The organism is Agromyces sp. NPDC058110 (assembly GCF_042884735.1).
In the GTDB taxonomy this organism is placed as follows: Bacteria; Actinomycetota; Actinomycetes; order Actinomycetales; family Microbacteriaceae; genus Agromyces.
The window spans coordinates 169,520-191,762 of the sequence record NZ_JBHVTI010000008.1 but is presented as its reverse complement, the minus strand read 5'-3'; the positions used below and the strand labels follow the sequence as shown (position 1 = coordinate 191,762).

Sequence of the window (22,243 nt, the reverse complement as noted above, 5' to 3'; positions counted from 1 at the left end):
CCTCGACGAAGGACACCATGCAGAGACAGAGAAGCACGCGACGGGGCCTGCGCACCGCGCTCGCCGCCGCCGCCACCGGCGCACTCGTCGCCGGACTCGCCGCGGTCGGCTCCGCCCTGCCCGCGGCCGCCGCGCCGGAGCAGGCGCCGAGCGCGATCAACGGCTACCGCAACGTCGGATACTTCGCCCAGTGGGGCGTGTACGGCCGGGCGTTCCAGGCCAAGCAGCTCGAGACCTCGGGCACGGCGGCCGACCTCACCCACATCAACTACTCGTTCGGCAACATCAACTACCAGACGCTCGAGTGCTTCATCGCGAACAAGGCGCAGGGCACCGGCCCCAACGGGTCCGACGGCGCCGGCGACGCGTGGGCGGACTTCGGCATGGGCTACACGGCGGCGAACTCCGTCGCGGGCACCGCCGACTCCTGGGACCAGCCGCTCGCCGGCTCGTTCAACCAGCTCAAGCAGCTGAAGGCCAAGCACCCGAACCTCAAGGTCATGATCTCGCTCGGCGGCTGGACCTGGTCGAAGAACTTCTCGAAGGCCGCGGCGACGGATGCCTCGCGCAAGAAGTTCGTGAAGAGCTGCGTCGACCTGTACCTCCGGGGCAACCTGCCCGTCATCGACGGCCGCGGCGGCGCGGGTGCCGCCGCCGGCGTGTTCGACGGCATCGACATCGACTGGGAGTGGCCCGGATCGCAGAACGGCGAGGTGGGCAACTACGTCGACGAGGCGAACGACAAGACCAACTTCACGCTGCTCCTGAAGGAGTTCCGCACGCAGATCGACGCGCTCACCGCTGAGAACGGGCACCCGTACCAGCTGTCGGCCTTCCTGCCGGCGAACCCCGCCGACATCGCGTCGGGCGGTTGGAACGACCCCGAGAAGTTCCGCTACCTCGACTACGGCAACATCCAGGGCTACGACCTGCACGGTGCCTGGAACCCGTCGCTCACCGGCCACCAGGCCAACCTGTTCGACGACCCCGCCGACACGCGGCCCGCCGCGCAGCGGTTCAGCGTCGACAAGGCCGTGAAGGAGTACCTCAAGACCGGCATCGACCCGAAGCAGCTGGGCATCGGCCTCGCGGCGTACGGCCGCGGCTGGCAGGGCGCCACGTCGTCGAACGCGTGGGGCGTCGCGACGGGTGCGGCCCCCGGCACCTGGGAGAAGGGAAACGAGGACTACGACAAGCTGAAGACCCTCGGCACCGGCTACTACGACGCCGCGCTCGGCGCCGCATGGCGCTACGACGGCAACCAGTGGTGGAGCTACGACAACGTGCAGTCCATCACGCGCAAGTCGCAGTACATCGTCGACCAGGGTCTCGGCGGCGGCATGTTCTGGGAGCTCGACGGCGACCGCAACGGCGAACTCACCGGAACCCTCGCAGACAAGCTCCGCGCGGCCAAGAAGGGGCCCGCGACCGACCCCGTCGGCACCACGACCCCGACCACGCCTCCGACGACCCCGCCGACCACGCCGCCCACGACGCCGCCCACGGGTGGCTGCACGGCTGCTGCCTGGACCGCCTCCGGCGTCTACACCGGCGGCCAGAAGGTGTCGTACAACGGCTCCGAGTACACGGCCAAGTGGTGGACCCAGGGCGAGACCCCCGGTTCGGCCGCTGTCTGGGAACTCGTCGCCGCCTGCTCGACGACGCCCCCGACGATGCCCCCGACCACGCCGCCCACGACCCCGCCGACCGACCCTGGCACCTGCACGGCCGCGGCGTGGGCAGCGGCCACGGCCTACAGCGGCGGTGCCGTGGTGAGCTACCAGGGATCGACCTACAAGGCGAAGTGGTGGACGCAGAACAACGTCCCGGGCGCCGAGCAGTGGGGCCCGTGGGAGAAGCAGGGGGCCTGCTGACCGGGCGATGAACCCGGTCGGGACGCCGTGCGTGCGCCCCGACCGGGCGACCCGGAACGACGGATGCCCCGGAGCGAACTTCGCTCCGGGGCATCCGTCGTTCGTGCGAGCCGCGTCGGCCGCGGCATCCGATCATCCGAATCGGCCGGACACGTAGTCTTCCGTGGCCTTCACCGACGGGTTGGAGAACATCGTCGTGGTGTCGTCGTACTCGATGAGCTTGCCGGGCTTGCCGGTTCCCGCGATGTTGAAGAACGCCGTCTTGTCGCTCACTCGCGACGCCTGCTGCATGTTGTGGGTCACGATCACGATCGTGTACTCCTGCTTGAGCTCCTCGATGAGGTCCTCGATCGCGAGGGTCGAGATGGGGTCGAGGGCCGAGCACGGCTCGTCCATGAGAATGACCTCGGGCGAGACGGCGATGGTGCGGGCGATGCAGAGGCGCTGCTGCTGGCCGCCCGAGAGACCCGATCCGGGGCGGTCGAGGCGGTCCTTCACCTCGTTCCAGAGGTTCGCGCCGCGCAGCGACTTCTCGACGAGGTCGTCGGCGTCGGACTTCGCCATGCGCTTGTTGTTCAGGCGCACGCCGGCGAGCACGTTCTCCTTGATGGACATCGTCGGGAACGGGTTCGGCCTCTGGAACACCATGCCGACCTGGCGACGCACGAGCACCGGGTCGACCGAGGAGTCGTAGAGGTTGTTGCCGTCGATGAGCACCTCGCCCTGCACGCGCGCGCCGGGGATCACCTCGTGCATGCGGTTCAGCGTGCGGAGGAACGTGGACTTGCCGCAGCCCGACGGGCCGATGAAGGCCGTCACGGTGCGGGGCTCGATCTCGAGCGAGACGCCCTCGACCGCGAGGAAACTGCTGTAGTAGACGTTCAGGTCGTTGACTTCGATGCGCTTGGACACGGGAGCTTCGCTTCTCTCTGGGCTCGGGCTTGGTTCAGGTCTGTGGTGGGATGACGCGGCTCAGCGCCCGGCCTTCGGCGAGAAGACCTTGGCGACGACGCGGGCGATGACGTTGAGCAGGGCGACGATGAGGATCAGCGTCAGCGCGCCGGCCCAGGCCCGGTCGATGTACGCCTGGGTGTCGGCGCCCTGGTTCGCGTACTGGGTGTAGACGAAGACCGGGAGGGTCATCATCCGCTCGCTGAAGAGGTTGTAGTTCATGCTCGTCGTGAAGCCCGCGATGATGAGCAGCGGTGCCGTCTCGCCGATGACGCGGGCGATCGAGATCATGACGCCCGTGATGATGCCGGCGATCGAGGTGGGCAGCACGACCTTGAGGATCGTGAGCCACTTCGGCACGCCGAGGGCGTAGGACGCCTCGCGCAGCTCGTTCGGCACGAGCTTCAGCATCTCCTCGCTCGAGCGCACGACGACCGGGATCATCAACACCGAGAGCGCGACCGAGCCGCCGAACCCGAACCGGATGCCCGGGTCGTCGAACAGGAGCGCGAACAGCGCGAACGCGAACAGGCCGGCCACGATCGAGGGGATTCCCGTCATGACGTCGACGAAGAACGTGATCGCGTGCTTCAGGCGTCCGCGGCCGTACTCGACGAGGTAGATCGCGGTGAGCAAGCCGACGGGCACCGAGATGAGCGTGGCCATGCCGGTGATGAGCAGGGTGCCGACGATCGCGTGCAGCGCGCCGCCGCCCGGGCCGACCACGTTGCGCATCGACTCGCTGAAGAACTGGATGTCGAAGCGCGGCAGGCCGTTGACGACGGTGGTCCACGCCACCGAGATGAGCGGCAGCAGGGCGATCGTGAAGGCCGTCGCGACGAGTGCGGTCACGAAGCGGTCGGCGGCCTTGCGGGACCCCTCGACCGCGCGGGACAGCACCCAGATGACGACGACGTAGGCGACCACGCCGAAGAACACCGAGGCGACGATGTTGAAGTCGGTGCCTCCCGCGACCGCGATCATGGCGAAGACGAGCGACATGACCGCGATGCATCCGATGAGCACCCAGACGGCCGTGAACCGCGGCAGCTTGCCCGCGGTGAGCGAGTTCGAGACCGGCGTGCCGACCGGCGACTTCGGGGGCGAGGTGAGGACGCTCATCAGTTCGCTCCCGAGAATTCCTTGCGCCGGTCGACGATGTACCGAGCGATCATGTTGACGGCGAGGGTGATCACGAACAGGATCAGGCCCGTCGCGATGAGGATGTTGACCCCGACGTCGTGCGCCTCGGGGAAGTTCAGGGCGATGTTCGCGGCGATCGTCGTGGGGTTCTGCGACTGCAGCAGTGCGAACGAGATGATCGAGGCGGGCGAGAGCACCATCGCCACGACCATCGTCTCGCCGAGCGCGCGTCCGAGGCCGAGCATCGAGGCCGAGATGATGCCGGGCCGGCCGAACGGCAGCACCGCGAGCTTGATCATCTCCCAGCGGGTCGCGCCGAGCGCGAGGGCCGCCTCCTCGTGCAGCACGGGGGTCTGGAGGAAGACCTCGCGGCACAGCGCCGTGATGATCGGCAGGACCATGACCGCGAGCACGACGGCCACGGTGAGGATCGTGCGCCCGGTGCCCGAGACGGGGCCGGCGAAGAGCGGGAACCAGCCGAACCACTCGGTGAGGCTGGTGTAGAGCGGCTGCACGGCCGGTGCGAGCACCGAGATGCCCCAGAGGCCGAAGACGACCGAGGGCACCGCGGCGAGCAGGTCTACGACGTAGCCGAGGCCCTGCGCGAGGCGACGCGGTGCGAAGTGCGAGATGAACAGCGCGATGCCGAGCGCGACCGGGATCGCCATGATCAGCGCGAGCGCGGCCGCCCAGAGGGTGCCGAACACGAGCGGACCGACGTACTGCCAGAAGTTCTCGGCGTCGCCCTTGAAGTCGGAGGGCTCGGCGGTGAACGCCGGCAGGGCCTGGGCGACCAGGAAGATCGCGACGGCCGCGAGGGTGACGAGGATGAGGACTCCGGCCACCACCGTGGCCGTGGAGAACACCCGATCACCGGGTCGTGGTTTCGCTGAGATCGCGGATGCCGGTGGGGCTGACGTCATGGCCGGGTCTTCCTGCGTGGGGCGGTCGGAACGGGTGCGGCGCACGGGCGGGTGCCTGTGCGCCAAGCCTGCCCGACCCGATCTCCGTGCGCAATGACGGGCGATCGGGCCGGGCGGACGGGGTTACTTGACGGTCTCGAGCGCTGCCGCGACCTTGTCCGAGAGCTCGGACGAGAGCGGGGCGGAGCCGGCCTGCTCGGCGGCGACCGACTGGCCGTCGGCGCCCGCGATGTAGCTCACGTACGACTTCACGAGCTCGCCCTGCGCCGCGTCGGCGTACTCCTGGCAGACGATCGCGTAGCTCACGAGCACCAGCGGGTAGTGCGACGGGTCGGTCGTGGTGCGGTCCAGCGCGATCGCGAGGTCGTTCGCGTCGCGGCCCTCGACCAGCGGCGACTCGGCGACGACGGCCGCGGCCGCCTCGGCCGTGTAGCCGACGAACTCGCCGCCGACCTCGAGGTTCGCGACACCGAGGTCGCCCGCACGGGAGGCGTCGGCGTAGCCGATGGTGTTCACGCCGTTGGTGACGGCGTCGACGACGCCCGAGGTGCCCTGGGCGCCCTCACCGGTCTGGTAGGGGAACGGGTCGGCCGGCTCGGCGTCCCACACGTCGGGGGCCGTCTGGAAGAGGTAGTCGGCGAAGTTCTTGGTGGTGCCCGAGTCGTCGGAGCGGTGCACCGCGGTGATGTTGGCCGCGGGCAGCGTCGCGTCGGGGTTCAGCGCGACGATCGCCGGGTCGTTCCACGTCGTGATCTCGCCCTTGAAGATCTTCGCGATCGTGGCCGAGTCGAGGTTGAGCTCGTCGACGCCCTGGATGTTGAAGATGAGCGCGATGGGGGAGATGTAGACCGGGAGGTCGATCGCCTTCGTGTCGGGGGCGCAGGAACCGAATTCGCCCGCGAGCTCCTCGTCCTTCAAGTACGAGTCGGAGCCCGCGAAGTCCACGCCGCCGGCGATGAAGGCCTCGCGACCGGCGCCGGAGCCCGACGGGTCGTAGTTGATCGTGACGCCGGTGTTGGCGGTCTGGAACGCTGCGATCCAGGCCTCCTGTGCGGAGCCCTGCGACGAGGCGCCGGCTGCGTTGATGGTGCCCGACAGCGTCGAGGCCGACTCTTCGGGTGCGGCGCCGCCTTCGTTCGAGGCGCAGGAGCTGAGTGCGAGCGCAGCCGTGATGGCGACGACGGCGGGCACGCCGAAACGCTTGAGGTTCACGAGTGGTTCCCTTCCGGGGATCGATTGCAGGTTCGGGCCGGGTGCCGACCCGCCTGCGAGGCTATGCAGCCCGCCTTACGAGCTTGCGCCACAGCGGTGAACGGAAGGTGAACGACCGCTGTCCGATGCGGAAGTCCCGCGGAATCCCGCGGGACTTCGCAGCACTCGGACAGGTTTCGGGAGGTGCGAGGGAGGTGCGAGGGGGGCTGCGCTCAGACCTTCGGCGCGTGGGTCTCGATCGCGATCACGCCCGAGCCCGAGTTCGTCTTCGACACGTGCACGACGCTGAATCCGCCGGGCTCGAGCTCGGCGGCATCCGTCACGTAGGAGCCGAGCGGGGTCGCCGTCGCGAGGGAGATCTCGCGGATGATCTCGGGCAGCACCGGCCCGTGGCTGCACAGCACGGCCGACCGCCCGGAACGGATGCGCTTGCCGATGACGCGGCGGATGTCGGCCTCGCCAGACCTCCAGGCGTCTTCGCTGATGTCGGCCTTCAGCTTGATCTTGATCGACGTCGCCGCCGAGAGCGGGCGCACGGTCGTGACGCATCGGATGGCGGGGCTCGACACGATGCGCGCGGGCCGCCAGGCCGAGAGCGTGTCGACGAGCGCGGTCGCCTGCGCGACGCCCCGAGCGACGAGCGGCCGCGCGGTGTCCTCGCCCTTCCAGCTGCTGCGGGCGAGGGCCTTGCCGTGGCGCACGAGCAGGAGCGCGAAGGTGCTGGTCACGCCCTGGTCGACGAGGGCGGCGAAGTTCTCGAGGATCTCGACGTCGGGCGCGTAGGTGAGGTACCCCCTGGCGCGCTTGACGGTGACCCACTCGAGCGCCGCGACCTCGCCGTTGGGCTTGAACGTGGAGTTCTGCAGGGCGCGGTCGCTGACCTCCCCCGCCCAGTAGTGCACGACCTTCTCGCGCCCGCTGGGCATGACGTACCGCGAGATGCCGAGCGGCACGCCGAGCGCGATCTCGAGCCCGGTCTCCTCGCGGATCTCTCGGACCGCGGTCTGCGGCAGGGTCTCGCCCGGGTCGACCTTGCCCTTCGGGATGGTCACGTCGCCGTGCACCGTGCGGTGGATGAGCAGCACGTGCATGCGCCCGTCGATGATGCGCCAGCACACCGCGCCGGCCGCGTACACCGCGGTCTCGACGCTCATCGGCGCTGCCCTGATCGACTGCTGCGCTGGGCGATCTCGAGCATCAGCGAGGACTGCATGTCCTCGAGCGGGTGACCGGCCTCGTCGACCGCATGCCTGGTCCAGGTGCCGTCGCCGTCGAGGTGCCACGCGCTCGTCGTCTCGGCCATGGCACGGTCGAAGAGCGCGTTGACCTCGGAGACGTGCCCGGGGTCGGTGAGCCGCACGAGCGCCTCGACGCGGCGATCGAGGTTGCGGTGCATCATGTCGGCCGAGCCGATGTGGATCTGCGGCTCGCCCGCGTTGACGAACGAGAAGATGCGCGAGTGCTCGAGGTAGCGCCCGAGGATCGAGCGAACGGTGATGTGCTCGCTGAGCCCCGGGATGCCGGGGCGCAGGCTGCAGATGCCGCGCACCCAGACCTCGACCTTCACGCCCGCGTTCGAGGCCCGGTAGAGCGCGTCGATGATGGCCTCGTCGACCATCGAGTTCACCTTGATGCGGATGCCCGCCGGCTTGCCGGCCTTCGCATTGGCGACCTCGGCTGCGATGAGCTTCAGCAGGCCCTTGCGCAGGTGCAGCGGGGCGACCAGCAGCCGCTTGAACTTCTTCTCGATCGCGTAGCCGGAGAGTTCGTTGAACAGGCGCGTGAGGTCCTTGCCGACCTGGTCGTCGGCGGTGAGCAGTCCGAGGTCCTCGTAGATGCGGCTCGTCTTGGGGTTGTAGTTGCCCGTGCCGATGTGCGAGTAGTGCCGCAGCGTGCCCTTCTCCTGACGGATCACGAGCGCGAGCTTGCAGTGCGTCTTGAGCCCGACGAGCCCGTAGACCACGTGCACGCCCGCCTTCTCGAGCTTGCGCGCCCAGGTGATGTTCGCCTGCTCGTCGAACCGCGCCTTGATCTCGACGAGCGCGAGCACCTGCTTGCCGGATTCGGCCGCGTCGATGAGCGCCTCGACGATCGGGCTGTCGCCCGACGTGCGGTAGAGCGTCTGCTTGATGGCGAGCACGTCGGGGTCGGCGGCGGCCTGCTCGAGGAAGGCCTGCACGCTCGTCGCGAACGACTCGTAGGGGTGGTGCAGCAGCACGTCGCGACGCGAGACGGCCTTGAAGATGTCGGCCCGCAGGTTCGTGTCGGAGGGCTGCAGCTGCGCCGCGGTCACCGGCACGTGGGTCGGGTAGTGCAGTTCGGGTCGGTCGAGCCGCGACAGGTCGAACAGGCCGCCGAGGTCGAGCGGCGCCGGCAGTCGGTACACCTCCTGCTCGGTCACGTCGAGTTCGCGCACGAGCAGCCCGAGGGTCACCTCGTCCATGTCGTCGGTGACCTCGAGGCGGATGGGCGGGCCGAACCGGCGTCGCAGCAGTTCCTTCTCGAGCGCCTTGATGAGGTTCTCGGTCTCGTCCTCCTCGATCTCGACGTCTTCGTTGCGCGTGACGCGGAAGACGTGGTGCTCGAGGATCTCCATGCCGGGGAACAGGTCGCCCAGGTGGTTCGCGATCAGGTCCTCGAGGGTGACGTACCGCGCGTCCTCGACCGACTCGTCGGGGTCGACGCGGACGAACCGCGGCAGCATCTGCGGCACCTTGACGCGGGCGAACTCCTGGCGGCCGGTGCGGGAGTTGCGCACGCGAACCGACAGGTTCAGCGAGAGCCCGGAGATGTAGGGGAAGGGGTGCGCCGGGTCGACCGCGAGCGGCATGAGCACCGGGAAGATCTGGCTCGAGAAGTAGTCGCGGAGGTGCGATCGAGCGTCGTCGCCGAGCGCCTCCCACGAGACGACTCGGATGCCGGCCTCGGCGAGGGCGGGCTTCACGAGGTCCTGGTAGACGGCCGCGTGGCGCGCCTGCAGCTCGTGGGCCTGCTGGGAGATGTCGCTCAGCACGTCGAGCGGCGCGCGCCCGACGTTGGTGGGCACCGCCAGCCCGGTGATGATGCGGCGCTTGAGGCCGGCGACCCTGACCATGAAGAACTCGTCGAGGTTCGAGGCGAAGATCGCGAGGAAGTTCGCGCGCTCGAGCACGGGGAGCGTGGCGTCTTCAGCGAGCTCGAGCACCCGCTTGTTGAAGGCGAGCCAGCTGAGCTCGCGGTCGAGGTACCGCTCGGCGGGCAGCTCGGGCGCGCCTTCGATGTCGAAGGGTTCGAAGTCGTCGTCGAAGTCGCTCGAGGTGCGGTCTTCGTCGAGGGCGCTGTCCGTGGTCATCCCCTCATAATGCCATTCGGCGCGTTTCGGGCGATGAACAGCTCGTCAACGCGTCGTGACGGGGGCGCCCTCGTCGTCTTCGTGCACGTTGAAGCGGTAGCCGACGTTGCGGACCGTGCCGATGAGGCTGTCGAGGTCGCCGAGCTTGGCGCGCAGGCGCCGCACGTGCACGTCGACCGTGCGGGTGCCGCCGAAGTAGTCGTACCCCCAGACCTCGCTGAGCAGCTGCTCGCGCGTGAACACCCGCGAGGGGTGGGCGGCGAGGAACCGGAGCAGCTCGAACTCCTTGTACGTCAGGTCGAGCGTGCGCCCGTGCACCTTCGCCGAGTAGCTGGCCTCGTCGATCACGACGCCGGAGGTCTGGATGCGCTCCGTGGGCTGCGTCGCGGCCGCCCGCCCGAGGGCGAGGCGGATGCGCGCGTCGACCTCGGCCGGACCGGCCTGGTCGAGCACGACGTCGTCGACGCCCCAGTCGGGCGTGACCGCGGTGAGGCCGCCCTCGGTGACGATCAGCAGGAGCGGCGACGAGAGCCCGGTCGTCCGAAGGATCTGCGCCAGGGCCTTGGCCGCGGCGAGGTTCGTGCGGGCGTCGAGGAACACGAGGTCCGATTCGGGCGCTCTGACCAGCTGCTCAGGCGAAGCGGGGATGATCCGCGTTCGGTGAGTCAGAAGTGAAAGCGCCGGAAGAACTTCTTCGTTAGCCGCCGGCGACAGGATCAGCAACTGCGCCACGTACACACTCCAGGAGTAAGGTTCGTCAATACTACGGGACGTCAGGGGCCCGAGACCGACACGAAGAGGACGACATGCAGGCGGAGCGCGAATCGAGGGCCGGATGGCTCGCCATCGGCGTCGTCTGGGCCATCGCCGTGGTCGGCTCCGCGATCGTGGTCTCGCTCGCCTACGCCGGCACGTCCGCGTGGTTCGGCGACTCGGGCGCGCTCGGCGTCTACGACGCGCTGGGCGTGGTGCTCGCGACGAGCGTGGTCGGCGCGCTCGCGGCCCAGCTGGCGACGCGCCGACCGCCCGGCTTCGTCGTGCGGGCCAGCGCGAGCGTCGGCGGCGCGGCCGCCGTGGTGGCCGTCGCCGCGCTCGCCGTCGCGCCGACCGTCACGGCGTAGTCGGTCGGCGCACGCCGGAGCGCCGCCGCCGCGCCGCCGAAGTCGAGCGGAGCGGATAGACTCTCAGCATGTCGCAGCTGCTCGCACTCGAACTCCTCTTCATCGGCCTGCTCGGTCTCGCGAGCCTCTCGATCGCGTGGATCAGCGGCGTCGTGGTCTACAAGCTGTTCAAGGGCCAGCGCTAGGCGCTGGTGAGGGCGCGGCGATGATCGAGCTCCCCGTCGACCTGCCGGCCGAACTCGTGCCGCTCTCGTGGCTGCTCGGCGTGTGGGAGGGATCGGGCGTCATCGACTACAAGGTCGGCGATGAGAAGGTCACCCACGAGTTCGGGCAGCGCATCAGCTTCAGCCACGACGGCCTGCCGCACCTGAACTACACGTCGTACACGTGGCTGTTCGCCGACGAGCCCGACGGCGAGCCGCGTCCGCTCGCGACCGAGACGGGCTACTGGCGCATCGCGCGCGAACTCGGCGAAGGCGACCCCGGCCCGGCGCTGCTGCCGGGTGTCGGCGAGTCCCGCTATCGCTCGGCCGACGACGTCGAGGCGTTGCGCAACGCCGACGGCGGGTTCGACCTCGAGGTCTCGCTCGTGCACCCCGGCGGGGTCTCCGAGCTCTACCTCGGGCAGGTCAAGGGCCCGCGCATCGACCTCGCGACCGATGCCGTCATGCGGGGCTCGGGCGCGAAGGACTACGCGGCGGGGACCCGCCTCTACGGGCTCGTCGAGGGGCACCTGCTGTGGGCGTGGGACATCGCCGCGCTCGGTCAAGACCTCCGCACGCACGCCTCCGCGCGTCTCGCGAAGGTCGACTGATGGCCGCGTCGCCCTTCCTCGCCCTCCCGGGCGCCGTTCCCGCCGACGACGTCGACGACGCCGTCGCCGGCCCGGGGCACTACGGCAACCCGATCGTCGAGCAGCGCCACCTCGAGCGCGGCACCGCGATCGTCGACCTCTCGGATCGCGGCGTCGTCACGGTGACGGGCCCCGACCGCCTCTCGTGGCTCCACTCCATGGCCAGCCAGTCGTTCACCGGGCTGCGACCGGGCGACGCCGCCGAGGCGCTGTTCCTCGACGCGTCGGGCCGCATCGAGCACGTCGTGCACGCAGTCGACGACGGCGAGACGGCCTGGCTCATCGTCGAGGGTGCGGATGCCGCGCCGCTGGCGTCGTTCCTCGACCGCATGCGGTTCATGCTCCGCGTCGAGGTCGCCGACCGCACGGCCGAGTTCGCGATCCTCGGCGCCACGTCGGCCGACGCGCTCGACGCCGCGATCCCGGCCGCGGCGCCCGCAGGCATCGGGCTCGACTGGGTCGACCCGTGGTCGACCCGCACGCCGGGCACGCACCGGTACGCGCGCGACGCCGGGCACCCGGCATCCGACTGGCACTGGATCGAGCGCATCGTGCCCCGCGAGGCGCTGCCCGCGGCGGTCGCCGCCGTGCGCGCCGGACGGGTCGAGGTCGCCGGATCGCTCGCCGCCGAGGCGCTGCGCATCGCGGCGTGGCGCCCGCGTCTCGCGACCGAGGTCGACGAGAAGAGCCTGCCGCACGAGCTCGACTGGCTGCAGAGCGCGGTCGATCTCGGCAAGGGCTGCTACAAGGGCCAGGAGACCGTGGCCAAGGTGCTGAACCTCGGGCGTCCGCCGCGGCGTCTCGTGCTGCTGCACCTCGACGGCAGCGACACCGTGCTCCCCGCCCCCGGCGACGAGGTCATCGGCGAGAAGGTGCGGCCCGAACCGCTGCCGGGCGAGGCGCCCGAGCGACGCGTGGTCGGCCACATCACGTCGAGCACGATGCACCACGAGCTCGGCCCGGTCGCGTTGGCGGTCATCAAGCGGCAGGTTCCCGCCGACCTCCCGCTCATCGTCGAGAGCCACGGCACGGATGTCGCGGCCGCCCAGGTCGAGATCGTGCCGGCCGACGCTTCCGCCGCGGTCGACGTGCCGCGACTGCCGCGGCTCGGGGCGCGTCCCTGACGACGCCTCGACGTCGGTTCAGTCGAGCGGTGCGACGGCCGACCAGGGCACGGTCAGCTCGCCGAGCCTGGTGCGCCGGGGGCCGCCGATGATCGGCCAGCCCTCGTGGCGCAGGGTCGCGACGGTGGCGATCCAGCGCTGCGACGGCCCGTAGACGGCCATCGCCGCGTGCGTGCGCCAGGCGAGGTCGAGGTCGAGGAGGAGCGCGTGGATGCGCTCGCCGGGCACGTTGCGGTGGATGAGCGCCTTCGGCAGGCGCTCCGCGACGACCGACGGCAGCTCAAGGCCGGATCGACGCAGGCTCACGGTGAACGTGCGGGGGCCGTCCTCGCCGATGCCCACCCAGCTCGACACCCGGCCGAGCTCGTCGCACGTGCCCTCGACGAGCAGGCCGCCGGGTGCGAGCCGTGAGCGCATGAGCTCCCATGCCGCCGCCACGTCGGACTCGTCGTACTGCCGCAGCACGTTGAACGCCCTGATGACGGCGGGCCGTCGCGCGTCGGGCAGGGGCACCTCGAAGCCCCCGACGGCGAAGTCGACGTCGAGCCCGGAGGCGAACGAGGCCTCGCCCGACCGCACCCTCGCGAGCTGCTCGAGCGCGACGCGCACCCGCTCGGGCTCGATCTCGAGCCCGAGCACGCGCACGTCGGGCCGCACGTGGGCGAGGCGCGAGGCGAGCTCGAGCGTCGTGACGCCGCTCGCGCCGTAGCCGAGGTCGACGACGAAGGGATCCGGTGCGTGCAGCAGGGCGGCGTGCGCGGCGATCCAGCGATCGACGCGCCGCAGGCGGTTGGTGTTCGTGGTGCCGCGCGTCACGGTGCCCACTCGCTGACCCGGGCGGAGCCGCCTGGGGTGGGGCGAGGCATCCGCGGGCATGACCCAAGTCTGCCAGCCCCGGCCGGGCCGGCCCTCCGGTGCGGGCCCGGGTGCGGTGCGTGACGCTCGACGACCCGCGGCCATGACGGAGGATGCCTCACGGCTAGGCTGGACGCATGCCTCACACCCTCGTGCTGCTTCGCCACGGCAACAGCGAATGGAACCAGAAGAACCTGTTCACCGGTTGGGTCGACGTGCGACTCAGCGACCTCGGCCGTACCGAGGCCGCCCGTGCCGGCGAACTGCTCGCCGAGTCGGGCATCCTGCCCGACGTGCTGCACACCTCCGTGCTGACCCGCGCGATCCAGACCGCGAACATCGCGCTCGACGTCGCCGACCGCGCGTGGATCGACGTGCGCCGCACCTGGCGCCTCAACGAGCGCCACTACGGCGCGCTGCAGGGCCTCGACAAGGCCGAGACGCTCGAGAAGTACGGCCCCGAGCAGTTCCAGCTCTGGCGCCGCTCGTTCGACGTGCCCCCGCCCGTGCTCGAAGACGACGCCGAGTACTCGCAGGTCGGAGACCCCCGCTACGCCGGCCTCGCCGACGACGAACTGCCGCGCACCGAGTGCCTGAAGGACGTCATCGCCCGCATGCTGCCCTACTGGGAGGAGGGCATCGTGCCCGACCTCGCCGCAGGCAGGACCGTGCTCGTCACGGCGCACGGCAACTCGCTGCGCGCACTCGTCAAGCACCTCGACGGCATCAGCGACGACGACATCGCCGAGCTGAACATCCCGACCGGCATCCCGCTGGTCTACGAGCTCGGCGACGACTTCACGCCGCTCGCCCCCGCGCGCTACCTCGACCCCGAGGCCGCCGCAGCGGGCGCCGCCGCGGTCGCCGCGCAGGGCAAGAAGTAACCGGGCTTCGGGCCGCCGTCATCGCGCAGCCCGAAGACGCGGGAAGGGCCGGGGGAGACCCCGGCCCTTCGTCGTACCCGCGCGGACTAGAGTCCGGCGCTGATGTCGGGGTCCCAGTCGCCCGTCACGAGGTACTGCACCTTCTTGGCGATCGACACTGCGTGGTCGGCGAAGCGCTCGTGGTAGCGGCTGGCGAGGGTGGCGTCGACGGTGTCGGCCGCCTCGCCCTTCCACTTCTCCCCGAGCACGGTGTCGAAGACCGAGAGGTGCAGGTCGTCGACCTTGTCGTCCTCGTTGCGGATCTCCTCGGCGAGCTTGACGTCTTCGGTGCGCAGCAGTTCGGTGAGCTTCTGCGCGATCTCGACGTCGAGGGCGCCCATGTCGGCGAACGTGCCGCGGAGCCGCTTCGGCACGACCTTGTCGGGGAACCGGTACCGCGAGAGCTGGGCGATGTGCGTCGACATGTCGCCCATGCGCTCGAGGGAGGCGCTGATGCGCAGCGCGCTCACGACCGTGCGCAGGTCGCGCGCGACGGGGGACTGGCGGGCGAGGATCGTGATCGCGAGCTCGTCGAGCTCGACTGCGGCCTGGTCGATGCGGTGGTCGTCGGCGATCACCTCCTCGGCAAGGCTCACGTCGGACTCGTTGAAGGCGCGGGTCGCCTTCTCGATCGACGTCGCCACGAGCTCCGAGATCTCGACGAGTCGGTCCTGGACTTCTCGAAGTTCCTGCTGGAACACCTCACGCATATACGAAACATCCTCTGTCGGGTGCGCGCGCGGCGCGCACGCGGGATCGGTCCGGAGGTCGCACCGGACCAGCACATCGTCGCCCGAGAAGGTGAACACCGGGTGCCGTGGACCTGAACACTCGTTAACCTACCCTCGGTGCGCGCCCGTTTTCGCGATCCGGGGCGATGGGGTGTGGTTACGCTACTGAGCATGGACTCCATCTGGCTGGTCCTCGGCGCGCTCGCTCTCGGCGCGTTCCTCGGGGCCGGCTTCCTCCTCCTGCTCTACATGGCCGAGCGTCGCGGCGCCCGTGCCGCGCAGGTCATCGCGCCGACGATCCCCGACGGGGTCGATCAGGTGCTCGACGTGCTCGAGTCCGCGGGCGTCGTCATCGATCCGTCCAACAACGTGTTGAAGGCGTCTCCCGGTGCGCTCGCGCTCGGACTCGTCCGCGGCAGCGCGCTCGTGCATCCGGAGCTCGTCGAGCTCGCGGCATCCGTCCGTCGTTCGGGTGAGACGATCGCCGACGAGTTCACGCTCGCGCGCGGCCCCTACGGCGAGTCGACCATGCGGCTGCGCGTGCTGGTCGCCCGCCTCGGCACCCGCTTCGTGCTGCTGCTCGCCGACGACCGCACCGAGTCGCACCGCCTCGACGAGGTCCGCCGCGACTTCGTGGCGAACATCTCGCACGAGCTGAAGACGCCGATCGCGTCGGTGAGCCTCCTCGCCGAGGCGCTCGACATGGCCGCCGACGAGCCCGACCAGGTGCGACGGTTCGCCGGCCGGCTCTCGACCGAGGCCGCCCGCCTCGCGCACATCACGAGCGAGGTCATCGAGCTCTCGCGCCTCCAGGCGAGGGACGCGCTCCGTCCAGACGTGCTCGTCCCGATCGACGAGGTGGTCGCCGAGGCGGTGGATCAGAACCGCATCGTCGCGACGGCCAAGCACGTCGAGATCGGCGTGCGCGCCACTAGCAAGGCGCAGGTCTACGGTGACCGTGCGCTGCTCGTGGTGGCCGTGCACAACCTGCTCTCCAACGCGATCGCCTACTCGCCCGAGGGAAGCCGGGTCGGCGTCGGCGTCAAGCTCGACGGCGACACCGTGTCCATCGCGGTGACCGACCAGGGCATCGGCATCCAGCGCGAAGACCTCGACCGCGTCTTCGAGCGGTTCTTCCGGGTCGACCAGGCGCGCTCGCGCAACACGGGCGGCTCGGGGCTCGGTCTGAGCATCGTGAAGCACACGGTGCAGAACCACGGCGGCGACGTGCGGGTCTGGTCGACGCCGGAGCGCGGTTCGACCTTCACGATCCGCCTGCCGCTCGCGGAACCGCCGATGGCGCCGACTCCGGATGCCTCGGCCGAGTCATCGCGCTCCACGCCGGCGTCCGAGCCGGCCGCCGAGAAGCAGCCGCGCGCGGCCCACCCCGTCCGATGACCGAACCCAGCACCGGAGCGGCGACCGTCGTCGTTCCCGACCGAGGAGACACCCTGTGACCCGCATCCTGCTCGTCGAGGACGAGATCGCGCTGAGCGACCCGCTGAGCTTCCTGCTCGAACGCGAAGGGTACGAGGTCGAGGTCGCGGCCGACGGGCCCGCGGCGCTCGCGGCCTTCGACCGCAACGGCGCCGACCTGCTGCTGCTCGACCTCATGCTGCCCGGGCTGCCGGGCACGGAGGTGTGCCGCGAGATCCGCGCCCGCTCGAACGTGCCGATCATCATGCTCACGGCGAAGGACTCCGAGATCGACATCGTCGTGGGCCTCGAGCTCGGCGCCGACGACTACGTCACGAAGCCGTACTCGACGCGCGAGCTGCTCGCGCGCATCCGGGCGGTGCTCCGTCGCCGCATCGACGCCGACGACTTCGACGAGTCGCTCATCGAGGGAGGGCGCGTGCGCATGGACGTCGACCGCCACACGGTCGAGGTCGACGGCGACCCGGTTCCCATGCCGCTGAAGGAATTCGAGCTGCTCGAGCTGCTCATGCGCAACCCCGGGCGCGTGCTCACCCGCGGCCAGCTGATCGACCGCGTCTGGGGCTCCGACTACTTCGGCGACACGAAGACCCTCGACGTGCACATCAAGCGCATCCGCTCGAAGATCGAGAAGCAGCCGTCGGAGCCCGTGCAGCTCGTGACCGTGCGCGGACTCGGGTACCGGTTCGAGGCCTGAGCCCGTCGGCGGAGACGCGAAACGGCTCCCGCCCCGGCGGGAGCCGTTTCGCGTGACCTCGGTGACTCGGCCTTACGGGGCGAGGCCCGGGTAGAGACGGTCGTCGAGCACGGGCACCTGCTTCTCGATGCCCTCCTCGCTCGCGTACTGGAAGAAGATGGGGGTGAGGCCGCCGACCTCGGCGTCGATGCCCTCGAGCAGCACCGGTTCGTTCTCGCCGTCACCGAGCACGAGCGTGCTCCCGGCCTCGACCTCGAGCTCCTGCGTCGCCGAGCCGGCCTCGATCTCGAGCGTCTGGTCGCGGTCGCCGGTGTTGACGACGGTCATCACGAGGTTGCCGTCTTCGCCGTCTTCGCTCACGACGAGGATGTTGCGCAGGTCGAGGTCGCCAACGGTGACGGAGACGCCGTCGCTCGCGTCGTAGTGCTCGGTCGTCGCCTGGTAGGTGATCATCGAACAGCCGGTCGCGCCGACGGCGAGACCCAGGGCCAGAACAGCGGATGCCGCGAGACGCGCCTTCACAGAACCTCCAAGTACGGGCGTGCGCGAACGTTCGAACCGCGCACGCGAATCGATTCCGAGTGTAGCGCAACGGTGCGGACGGGCCTGCGGGCGAGCGGCGGAACCTTAGCACGAAGGCGAGTGTGATATCCTGAAAGTTGCCGGAAGGACATATATTCATGCTTTTTGAGGTTGGCGAAACCGTCGTGTACCCGCATCACGGCGCCGCAACGATCACCGAGGTGAAGAAGCGCATCATCAAGGGTGAGGAGAAGCTCTACCTCAAGCTGAACGTCACGCAGGGGGACCTCGTCATCGAGGTGCCCGCTGAGAACGTCGACCTGGTCGGCGTCCGCGACGTCATCGGCAAGGAGGGCCTCGACAAGGTCTTCGAGGTGCTGCGTGCTCCCTTCACCGAGGAGCCCACGAACTGGTCCCGTCGCTACAAGGCGAACCTCGAGAAGCTCGCCTCGGGCGACGTGATCAAGGTCTCCGAAGTGGTGCGCGACCTGTGGCGTCGAGACCAGGACCGCGGCCTGTCCGCGGGTGAGAAGCGCATGCTCGCCAAGGCGAGGCAGATTCTCATCTCCGAGCTCGCGCTGGCGGAGAAGACCGACGAAGAGGCCGCCTCGACGGTGCTCGACGAGGTCCTCGCCTCCTAGTCCGCACCGACGTCGCGCCCGTTGCCGGGCGCGACGTCGTCGCGTGCGCCTCGACCCGCTCGGCCGCGGTGCACGCAGCCGCGAGCCCTCGCGGCTGGCTAGGCTCGAGCCATGAGTTCGTCGACGGTCGCCGTCATCCTGGTCGCCGCGGGCAGCGGCACGCGCCTCGGTCGCCCCGAGCCCAAGGCCTTCGTGCCCTTGGGCGATTCGACGATCCTCGGCGTCGCGCTCGATGCCGTCCTGGGCATGCGCGAGGTCCCGCACATCGTGGTCGTCGCGCCCGAAGACCGCGTCGCCGAGGTGCGTGAACGGTTCGCGGGCGCCGCGGCCGCGGCATCCGCACCCTTCGACGTCGTTCCGGGCGGAGCATCGCGCCACGACTCCGTCGCTGCCGGACTCGAGGTGCTGCCGCACGTCGTCGACACCGTGCTCGTGCACGACGCGGCCCGCCCCCTCACTCCCTCGCTCGTGTTCGACGAGGTGGCCGCCGCCGTGCGCGCCCGCGGGCACGGCATCGTGCCCGGCCTGCCCGTGGTCGACACCATCAAGCGCATCGACGGTTCGCGCATCGTCGAGACCGTCGACCGATCGCGGCTCTCGGCGGTGCAGACGCCGCAGGGGTTCCCGCGCGAAGACCTCGACGACGCGTTCGACGCCGCCGACCCCGCGATCGAGTACACCGACGACGCCGCGATCGCCGCGGCCGCCGGGCTCGTCGTCGACCTCGTTCCCGGCGACGCCCGCGCCTTCAAGATCACGGTTCCCGAAGACCTGCGGCGTGCCGAACGCCTGGTCCGCGACGAGAGGAACGGCATGCCGGATCCGCGGGTGTCCGATTCAGACGCGCAGTCGCCGGGAGAGCCCGCCGTGCCCGCGCTCCGCATCGGCACCGGGGTCGACGTGCACGCGTTCGACGACGACCCGGCGACCCCGCTCTGGCTCGCCGGCCTCGAGTGGCCGGGGGAGCGCGGCCTCTCCGGCCACTCCGACGGCGACGCGGCCGCGCATGCGATCTGCGACGCGCTCCTCGCCGCGGCCGGACTCGGCGACGTCGGAGCCGTCTTCGGCACGGCCGATCCGCGGTTCGCGGCGGCGCACGGAGAGGTCTTCCTCGCCGAGGCCCGACGGCTCGTCGAGGCATCCGGATTCCGCATCGTGAACGTGACGGTGCAGGTCGTCGGCAACCGGCCGAAGCTCGCCCCTCGCCGGGCCGAGGCAGAGGCGCTGCTCTCCGACGTGCTCGGCGCTCCCGTCTCGGTCGCGGCGACGACGACCGACGCGCTCGGGTTCACGGGTCGGGGCGAAGGCGTGTCGGCCATCGCGACGGCGATGCTCTCGGGAGCCTGACCGGGCGGTCACCATGCTCTGGCCATGCGGCGACCACGCCGGGCCCGGCACCGATCGGGCGCTCGGCCGCGCGCCGGTAGGCTTGGCGGGTGACCGTGCGACTCTACGACTCGAAGGCCCAGGCCCTGCGTGACTTCGTTCCCCTCCGCGAGGGGTCCGTCGGCATGTACGTCTGCGGTCCGACGGTGCAGTCGAGCCCGCACATCGGGCACCTGCGCAGCGCGCTCGTCTACGACATCCTGCGCCGCTGGTTCTCCTACCGCGGGTACGACGTCGCCTTCGTGCGCAACGTCACCGACATCGACGACAAGATCCTCGCCGCCGCGACCGGCGAGCAGTGGTGGGCCCTGGCCTATCGCGTCGAGCTCGAGTTCACCGCGGCCTACGGCTCGCTCGGCATCCTCGCGCCGACCTACGAGCCGCGCGCGACCGCGAGCGTTCAGCAGATGCAGCAGCTCATCGGGAGGCTCATCGAGCGCGGGCACGCCTACGCCGCGCCGGATGCCTCGGGCGACGTGTACTTCGACACCGCGAGCTGGCCCGCCTACGGCGAGCTCACCCGCCAGGCGCGCGACAACATGGAGGCCGCGGCCGATGCCGACCCGCGCGGCAAGCGCGACCCGCGCGACTTCGCGCTCTGGAAGGGCCGCAAGGCCGACGAGCCCGAGTCGGCGTCGTGGGCGTCGCCGTGGGGCGACGGCCGCCCCGGCTGGCACATCGAGTGCTCGGCCATGGCGACCCGGTACCTCGGCACCGAGTTCGACATCCACGGCGGCGGTCTCGACCTGCGGTTCCCGCACCACGAGAACGAACTCGCCCAGTCCACCGCCGCCGGCGACGCGTACGCCAGGTACTGGGTGCACAACGGACTCGTCAACGTCGGCGGCCAGAAGATGTCGAAGTCGCTCGGAAACTCGGTCTTCGCGGCCGAGCTCCTCGAGCTCGCGTCGCCGCTCGCCGTGCGCTACCTGCTCGGCGCTGCGCACTACCGCTCGACGCTCGACTACGCACCCACCTCGCTCGCCGAGGCCGAGGCGGCGGTCGACCGCATCCGCACGTTCCTCGATCGGGTCGAGCGCCGCCTCGCCGGCACCCGGTACGCGGGCGTCGGCGCGGCCGTGATCCCCGACGCGTTCGGCGCGGCCATGGACGACGACCTCGGCGTCCCCCAGGCACTGGCGGTGCTGCACGACACCGTCCGGGCCGGCAACCAGGCGCTCGACGCCGACGAGCTCGATCAGGCCGCGGTCCTGCACGGGCAGGTCTCCGCGATGGTCGGGGTGCTCGGCATCGACCCGCGCGACCCGCACTGGGCGCCCGACGCCGCGCCCGCGGCATCCGCCCTCGGCACGCTCGTCACCCGACTCATCGAAGACCGCCAGACGGCGCGCGCGGCGAAGGACTTCGCCGCCGCCGACCGTATCCGCGCCGAACTCTCGGCTGCGGGCATCACCATCGAAGACAGCCAGAACGGCACGCATTGGAGCTTGGAATCATGAAGGGCAGCGGAAAGCCCCGCGCCGGCGCGGTGCGCAAGGGCAAGAACAAGCAGGTCGGGTCGGGCGGCCAGGGCCGTCAGGCGCTCGAGGGCAAGGGGCCGACCCCGAAGGCCGAGGATCGCGCCTGGCACCCTGCGGGCAAGCGCAAGGCCGCACAGGAGCGCTACGCAGCGTCCGGCGGCAAGGGCAAGCCGGGCGGAGCCAAGGTCGCGGGCCAGGGCGGTCGTGCGGGAGCACCCCGCGGCGCCTCCGGCGCCTCGCGTCGCTCGAAGTCGGGCGACGAGTCCGAGATCGTGACGGGCCGCAACTCGGTCGTCGAGGCGCTGCGCACGCGCATCCCCGCGACGACGCTCTACGTGGCCGCACGCATCGAGATGGACGACCGCGTCAAGGAGGCGATGAAGATCGCCACCAACCGCGGCATCCCCATCCTCGAGGTCATGCGCCCCGAGCTCGACCGCCTCGCGGGCGAGGGCGGTGTGCACCAGGGACTCGCGCTCAAGGTGCCCCCGTACGAGTACGCGCACCCGATCGAGCTGCTCGACGAGGTCATCGCCCGCGACGAGACGCCGCTCTTCGTGGCGCTCGACGGCATCACCGACGCGCGCAACCTCGGCGCCATCATCCGCTCGACCGCGGCCTTCGGCGGTCAGGGGGTCATCGTGCCGCAGCGCCGCTCGGTCGGCGTGAACGCGGGCGCATGGAAGACCTCTGCTGGTGCGGCCGCGCGAATCCCGGTCGCGATGGCGCCCAACCTCACCCAGACGCTCAAGTCGCTGAAGGATCGCGGCGTGTTCGTGCTCGGCCTCGACGGCGGCGGCGACGTGTCGCTGCCCGGCCTGTCCTGGGCCGGGCGCCCCATCGTCATCGTCGTCGGCAGCGAGGGCAAGGGGCTGTCGCGACTGGTCGCCGAGACGTGCGACGCGATCGTCTCCATTCCGATCAGCGCGGCGACCGAGTCGCTGAACGCCGGCATCGCGGCATCCGTCACGCTCTACGAGATCTCGAAGCTGCGCGCCGAGGGCTGAGCCGCACGCCACTTCCGAACCGAACGACGAC

General features: G+C 70.4%; 21 protein-coding genes. 11 read left to right on the top strand and 10 right to left on the bottom strand.

Going from position 1 to position 22,243, the window contains the following annotated elements:
* The first annotated feature begins 17 nt into the window (after positions 1 to 17).
* Positions 18 to 1,874: a glycosyl hydrolase family 18 protein gene (locus tag ACFVS8_RS19160; protein WP_387066050.1), complete on the top strand. Its 1,857-nt coding sequence runs from the start codon at positions 18 to 20 to the stop codon at positions 1,872 to 1,874.
* Between the two features lie 132 nt (positions 1,875 to 2,006).
* Here ACFVS8_RS19160 and pstB read toward each other — a convergent pair whose 3' ends face one another.
* From pstB to ACFVS8_RS19125, 7 genes are all read right to left on the bottom strand, one after another.
* Entirely contained in the window at positions 2,007 to 2,786 is a 780-nt protein-coding gene (pstB, locus tag ACFVS8_RS19155; protein WP_387066048.1) for a phosphate ABC transporter ATP-binding protein PstB, read from the bottom strand.
* 60 nt (positions 2,787 to 2,846) lie between these two features.
* A complete protein-coding gene (gene pstA, locus ACFVS8_RS19150; RefSeq protein WP_387066045.1) occupies positions 2,847 to 3,947 on the bottom strand; it encodes a phosphate ABC transporter permease PstA in 1,101 nt (366 codons plus the stop codon).
* Positions 3,947 to 4,891 (bottom strand): phosphate ABC transporter permease subunit PstC, encoded by a 945-nt coding sequence (gene pstC / locus ACFVS8_RS19145; RefSeq protein ID WP_387066041.1) that lies wholly within the window; start codon positions 4,889 to 4,891, stop codon positions 3,947 to 3,949. Before pstC ends, pstA begins: the two co-directional genes overlap by 1 nt.
* 123 nt (positions 4,892 to 5,014) lie before the next feature.
* Complete coding sequence (pstS, locus tag ACFVS8_RS19140; protein WP_387066037.1) at positions 5,015 to 6,103, bottom strand: phosphate ABC transporter substrate-binding protein PstS; 1,089 nt, start codon at positions 6,101 to 6,103, stop codon at positions 5,015 to 5,017.
* Positions 6,104 to 6,315: 212 nt separating this feature from the next.
* Complete coding sequence (locus ACFVS8_RS19135) at positions 6,316 to 7,257, bottom strand: NUDIX domain-containing protein (RefSeq protein ID WP_387066035.1); 942 nt, start codon at positions 7,255 to 7,257, stop codon at positions 6,316 to 6,318.
* Entirely contained in the window at positions 7,254 to 9,434 is a 2,181-nt protein-coding gene (locus tag ACFVS8_RS19130) for an RNA degradosome polyphosphate kinase (RefSeq protein WP_387066032.1), read from the bottom strand. The genes ACFVS8_RS19135 and ACFVS8_RS19130 overlap by 4 nt, the downstream gene beginning before the upstream one ends.
* 45 nt (positions 9,435 to 9,479) lie before the next feature.
* Positions 9,480 to 10,166, bottom strand: coding sequence for a DNA-binding response regulator (locus ACFVS8_RS19125; RefSeq protein ID WP_387066029.1), 687 nt, complete (start codon positions 10,164 to 10,166; stop codon positions 9,480 to 9,482).
* Positions 10,167 to 10,240: 74 nt separating this feature from the next.
* Here ACFVS8_RS19125 and ACFVS8_RS19120 point away from each other — a divergent pair, with 74 nt between their 5' ends.
* From ACFVS8_RS19120 to ACFVS8_RS19110, 3 genes are all read left to right on the top strand, one after another.
* Complete coding sequence (locus tag ACFVS8_RS19120) at positions 10,241 to 10,555, top strand: hypothetical protein (protein ID WP_387066026.1); 315 nt, start codon at positions 10,241 to 10,243, stop codon at positions 10,553 to 10,555.
* 205 nt (positions 10,556 to 10,760) lie between these two features.
* On the top strand, positions 10,761 to 11,369 hold the full coding sequence (locus tag ACFVS8_RS19115; protein ID WP_387066023.1) for an FABP family protein: 609 nt from the start codon (positions 10,761 to 10,763) through the stop codon (positions 11,367 to 11,369).
* Positions 11,369 to 12,532: a YgfZ/GcvT domain-containing protein gene (locus ACFVS8_RS19110; protein ID WP_387066021.1), complete on the top strand. Its 1,164-nt coding sequence runs from the start codon at positions 11,369 to 11,371 to the stop codon at positions 12,530 to 12,532. Before ACFVS8_RS19115 ends, ACFVS8_RS19110 begins: the two co-directional genes overlap by 1 nt.
* An 18-nt stretch (positions 12,533 to 12,550) precedes the next feature.
* Here ACFVS8_RS19110 and ACFVS8_RS19105 read toward each other — a convergent pair whose 3' ends face one another.
* Positions 12,551 to 13,408, bottom strand: coding sequence for a class I SAM-dependent methyltransferase (locus ACFVS8_RS19105; protein WP_387066018.1), 858 nt, complete (start codon positions 13,406 to 13,408; stop codon positions 12,551 to 12,553).
* A 116-nt stretch (positions 13,409 to 13,524) separates the two neighbouring features.
* On the opposite strand from ACFVS8_RS19105, the gene ACFVS8_RS19100 reads away from it, so the two are divergent.
* Complete coding sequence (locus ACFVS8_RS19100; RefSeq protein WP_387066016.1) at positions 13,525 to 14,271, top strand: phosphoglyceromutase; 747 nt, start codon at positions 13,525 to 13,527, stop codon at positions 14,269 to 14,271.
* An 86-nt stretch (positions 14,272 to 14,357) separates the two neighbouring features.
* Here the strand turns inward: ACFVS8_RS19100 and phoU are convergent, their stop codons facing one another.
* A complete protein-coding gene (gene phoU, locus ACFVS8_RS19095; RefSeq protein ID WP_387066013.1) occupies positions 14,358 to 15,020 on the bottom strand; it encodes a phosphate signaling complex protein PhoU in 663 nt (220 codons plus the stop codon).
* Between the two features lie 192 nt (positions 15,021 to 15,212).
* Between phoU and ACFVS8_RS19090 the strand changes: the two genes are divergently transcribed.
* Together ACFVS8_RS19090 and ACFVS8_RS19085 are read left to right on the top strand one after the other, a co-directional pair.
* Positions 15,213 to 16,439, top strand: coding sequence for a sensor histidine kinase (locus ACFVS8_RS19090; protein WP_387066010.1), 1,227 nt, complete (start codon positions 15,213 to 15,215; stop codon positions 16,437 to 16,439).
* A 55-nt stretch (positions 16,440 to 16,494) separates the two neighbouring features.
* Positions 16,495 to 17,175: a winged helix-turn-helix domain-containing protein gene (locus ACFVS8_RS19085; RefSeq protein WP_387066007.1), complete on the top strand. Its 681-nt coding sequence runs from the start codon at positions 16,495 to 16,497 to the stop codon at positions 17,173 to 17,175.
* A gap of 72 nt (positions 17,176 to 17,247) precedes the next feature.
* Here ACFVS8_RS19085 and ACFVS8_RS19080 read toward each other — a convergent pair whose 3' ends face one another.
* Positions 17,248 to 17,697: a hypothetical protein gene (locus ACFVS8_RS19080; protein ID WP_387066004.1), complete on the bottom strand. Its 450-nt coding sequence runs from the start codon at positions 17,695 to 17,697 to the stop codon at positions 17,248 to 17,250.
* Between the two features lie 158 nt (positions 17,698 to 17,855).
* On the opposite strand from ACFVS8_RS19080, the gene ACFVS8_RS19075 reads away from it, so the two are divergent.
* From ACFVS8_RS19075 to rlmB, 4 genes are all read left to right on the top strand, one after another.
* Positions 17,856 to 18,338, top strand: a complete 483-nt coding sequence (locus ACFVS8_RS19075) for a CarD family transcriptional regulator (protein WP_022889889.1) — start codon at positions 17,856 to 17,858, stop codon at positions 18,336 to 18,338.
* 111 nt (positions 18,339 to 18,449) lie between these two features.
* Positions 18,450 to 19,685 carry a 2-C-methyl-D-erythritol 4-phosphate cytidylyltransferase gene (gene ispD / locus ACFVS8_RS19070; RefSeq protein WP_387066002.1) on the top strand — a complete coding sequence of 412 codons (1,236 nt, stop codon included), beginning with the start codon at positions 18,450 to 18,452 and terminating at the stop codon, positions 19,683 to 19,685.
* Positions 19,686 to 19,774: 89 nt separating this feature from the next.
* On the top strand, positions 19,775 to 21,184 hold the full coding sequence (cysS, locus tag ACFVS8_RS19065) for a cysteine--tRNA ligase (protein WP_387065999.1): 1,410 nt from the start codon (positions 19,775 to 19,777) through the stop codon (positions 21,182 to 21,184).
* Complete coding sequence (gene rlmB / locus ACFVS8_RS19060; protein WP_387065996.1) at positions 21,181 to 22,212, top strand: 23S rRNA (guanosine(2251)-2'-O)-methyltransferase RlmB; 1,032 nt, start codon at positions 21,181 to 21,183, stop codon at positions 22,210 to 22,212. Before cysS ends, rlmB begins: the two co-directional genes overlap by 4 nt.
* Positions 22,213 to 22,243 lie beyond the last annotated feature (31 nt).

What these genes read in the sequence shown, in the direction of transcription:
- rlmB (WP_387065996.1), top strand. Translation starts at nt 21,181, where the DNA reads ATGAAGGGCAGCGGAAAGCCCCGCGCCGGCGCGGTGCGCAAGGGCAAG.
- ACFVS8_RS19100 (WP_387066016.1), top strand. Translation starts at nt 13,525, where the DNA reads ATGCCTCACACCCTCGTGCTGCTTCGCCACGGCAACAGCGAATGGAAC.
- ACFVS8_RS19105 (WP_387066018.1), bottom strand. Translation starts at nt 13,408, where the DNA reads ATGCCCGCGGATGCCTCGCCCCACCCCAGGCGGCTCCGCCCGGGTCAG.
- ACFVS8_RS19135 (WP_387066035.1), bottom strand. Translation starts at nt 7,257, where the DNA reads ATGAGCGTCGAGACCGCGGTGTACGCGGCCGGCGCGGTGTGCTGGCGC.
- ACFVS8_RS19090 (WP_387066010.1), top strand. Translation starts at nt 15,213, where the DNA reads ATGGACTCCATCTGGCTGGTCCTCGGCGCGCTCGCTCTCGGCGCGTTC.
- ispD (WP_387066002.1), top strand. Translation starts at nt 18,450, where the DNA reads ATGAGTTCGTCGACGGTCGCCGTCATCCTGGTCGCCGCGGGCAGCGGC.
- phoU (WP_387066013.1), bottom strand. Translation starts at nt 15,020, where the DNA reads ATGCGTGAGGTGTTCCAGCAGGAACTTCGAGAAGTCCAGGACCGACTC.
- pstA (WP_387066045.1), bottom strand. Translation starts at nt 3,947, where the DNA reads ATGAGCGTCCTCACCTCGCCCCCGAAGTCGCCGGTCGGCACGCCGGTC.
- ACFVS8_RS19110 (WP_387066021.1), top strand. Translation starts at nt 11,369, where the DNA reads ATGGCCGCGTCGCCCTTCCTCGCCCTCCCGGGCGCCGTTCCCGCCGAC.
- ACFVS8_RS19130 (WP_387066032.1), bottom strand. Translation starts at nt 9,434, where the DNA reads ATGACCACGGACAGCGCCCTCGACGAAGACCGCACCTCGAGCGACTTC.
- ACFVS8_RS19160 (WP_387066050.1), top strand. Translation starts at nt 18, where the DNA reads ATGCAGAGACAGAGAAGCACGCGACGGGGCCTGCGCACCGCGCTCGCC.
- ACFVS8_RS19115 (WP_387066023.1), top strand. Translation starts at nt 10,761, where the DNA reads ATGATCGAGCTCCCCGTCGACCTGCCGGCCGAACTCGTGCCGCTCTCG.
- pstC (WP_387066041.1), bottom strand. Translation starts at nt 4,891, where the DNA reads ATGACGTCAGCCCCACCGGCATCCGCGATCTCAGCGAAACCACGACCC.
- ACFVS8_RS19120 (WP_387066026.1), top strand. Translation starts at nt 10,241, where the DNA reads ATGCAGGCGGAGCGCGAATCGAGGGCCGGATGGCTCGCCATCGGCGTC.
- ACFVS8_RS19075 (WP_022889889.1), top strand. Translation starts at nt 17,856, where the DNA reads ATGCTTTTTGAGGTTGGCGAAACCGTCGTGTACCCGCATCACGGCGCC.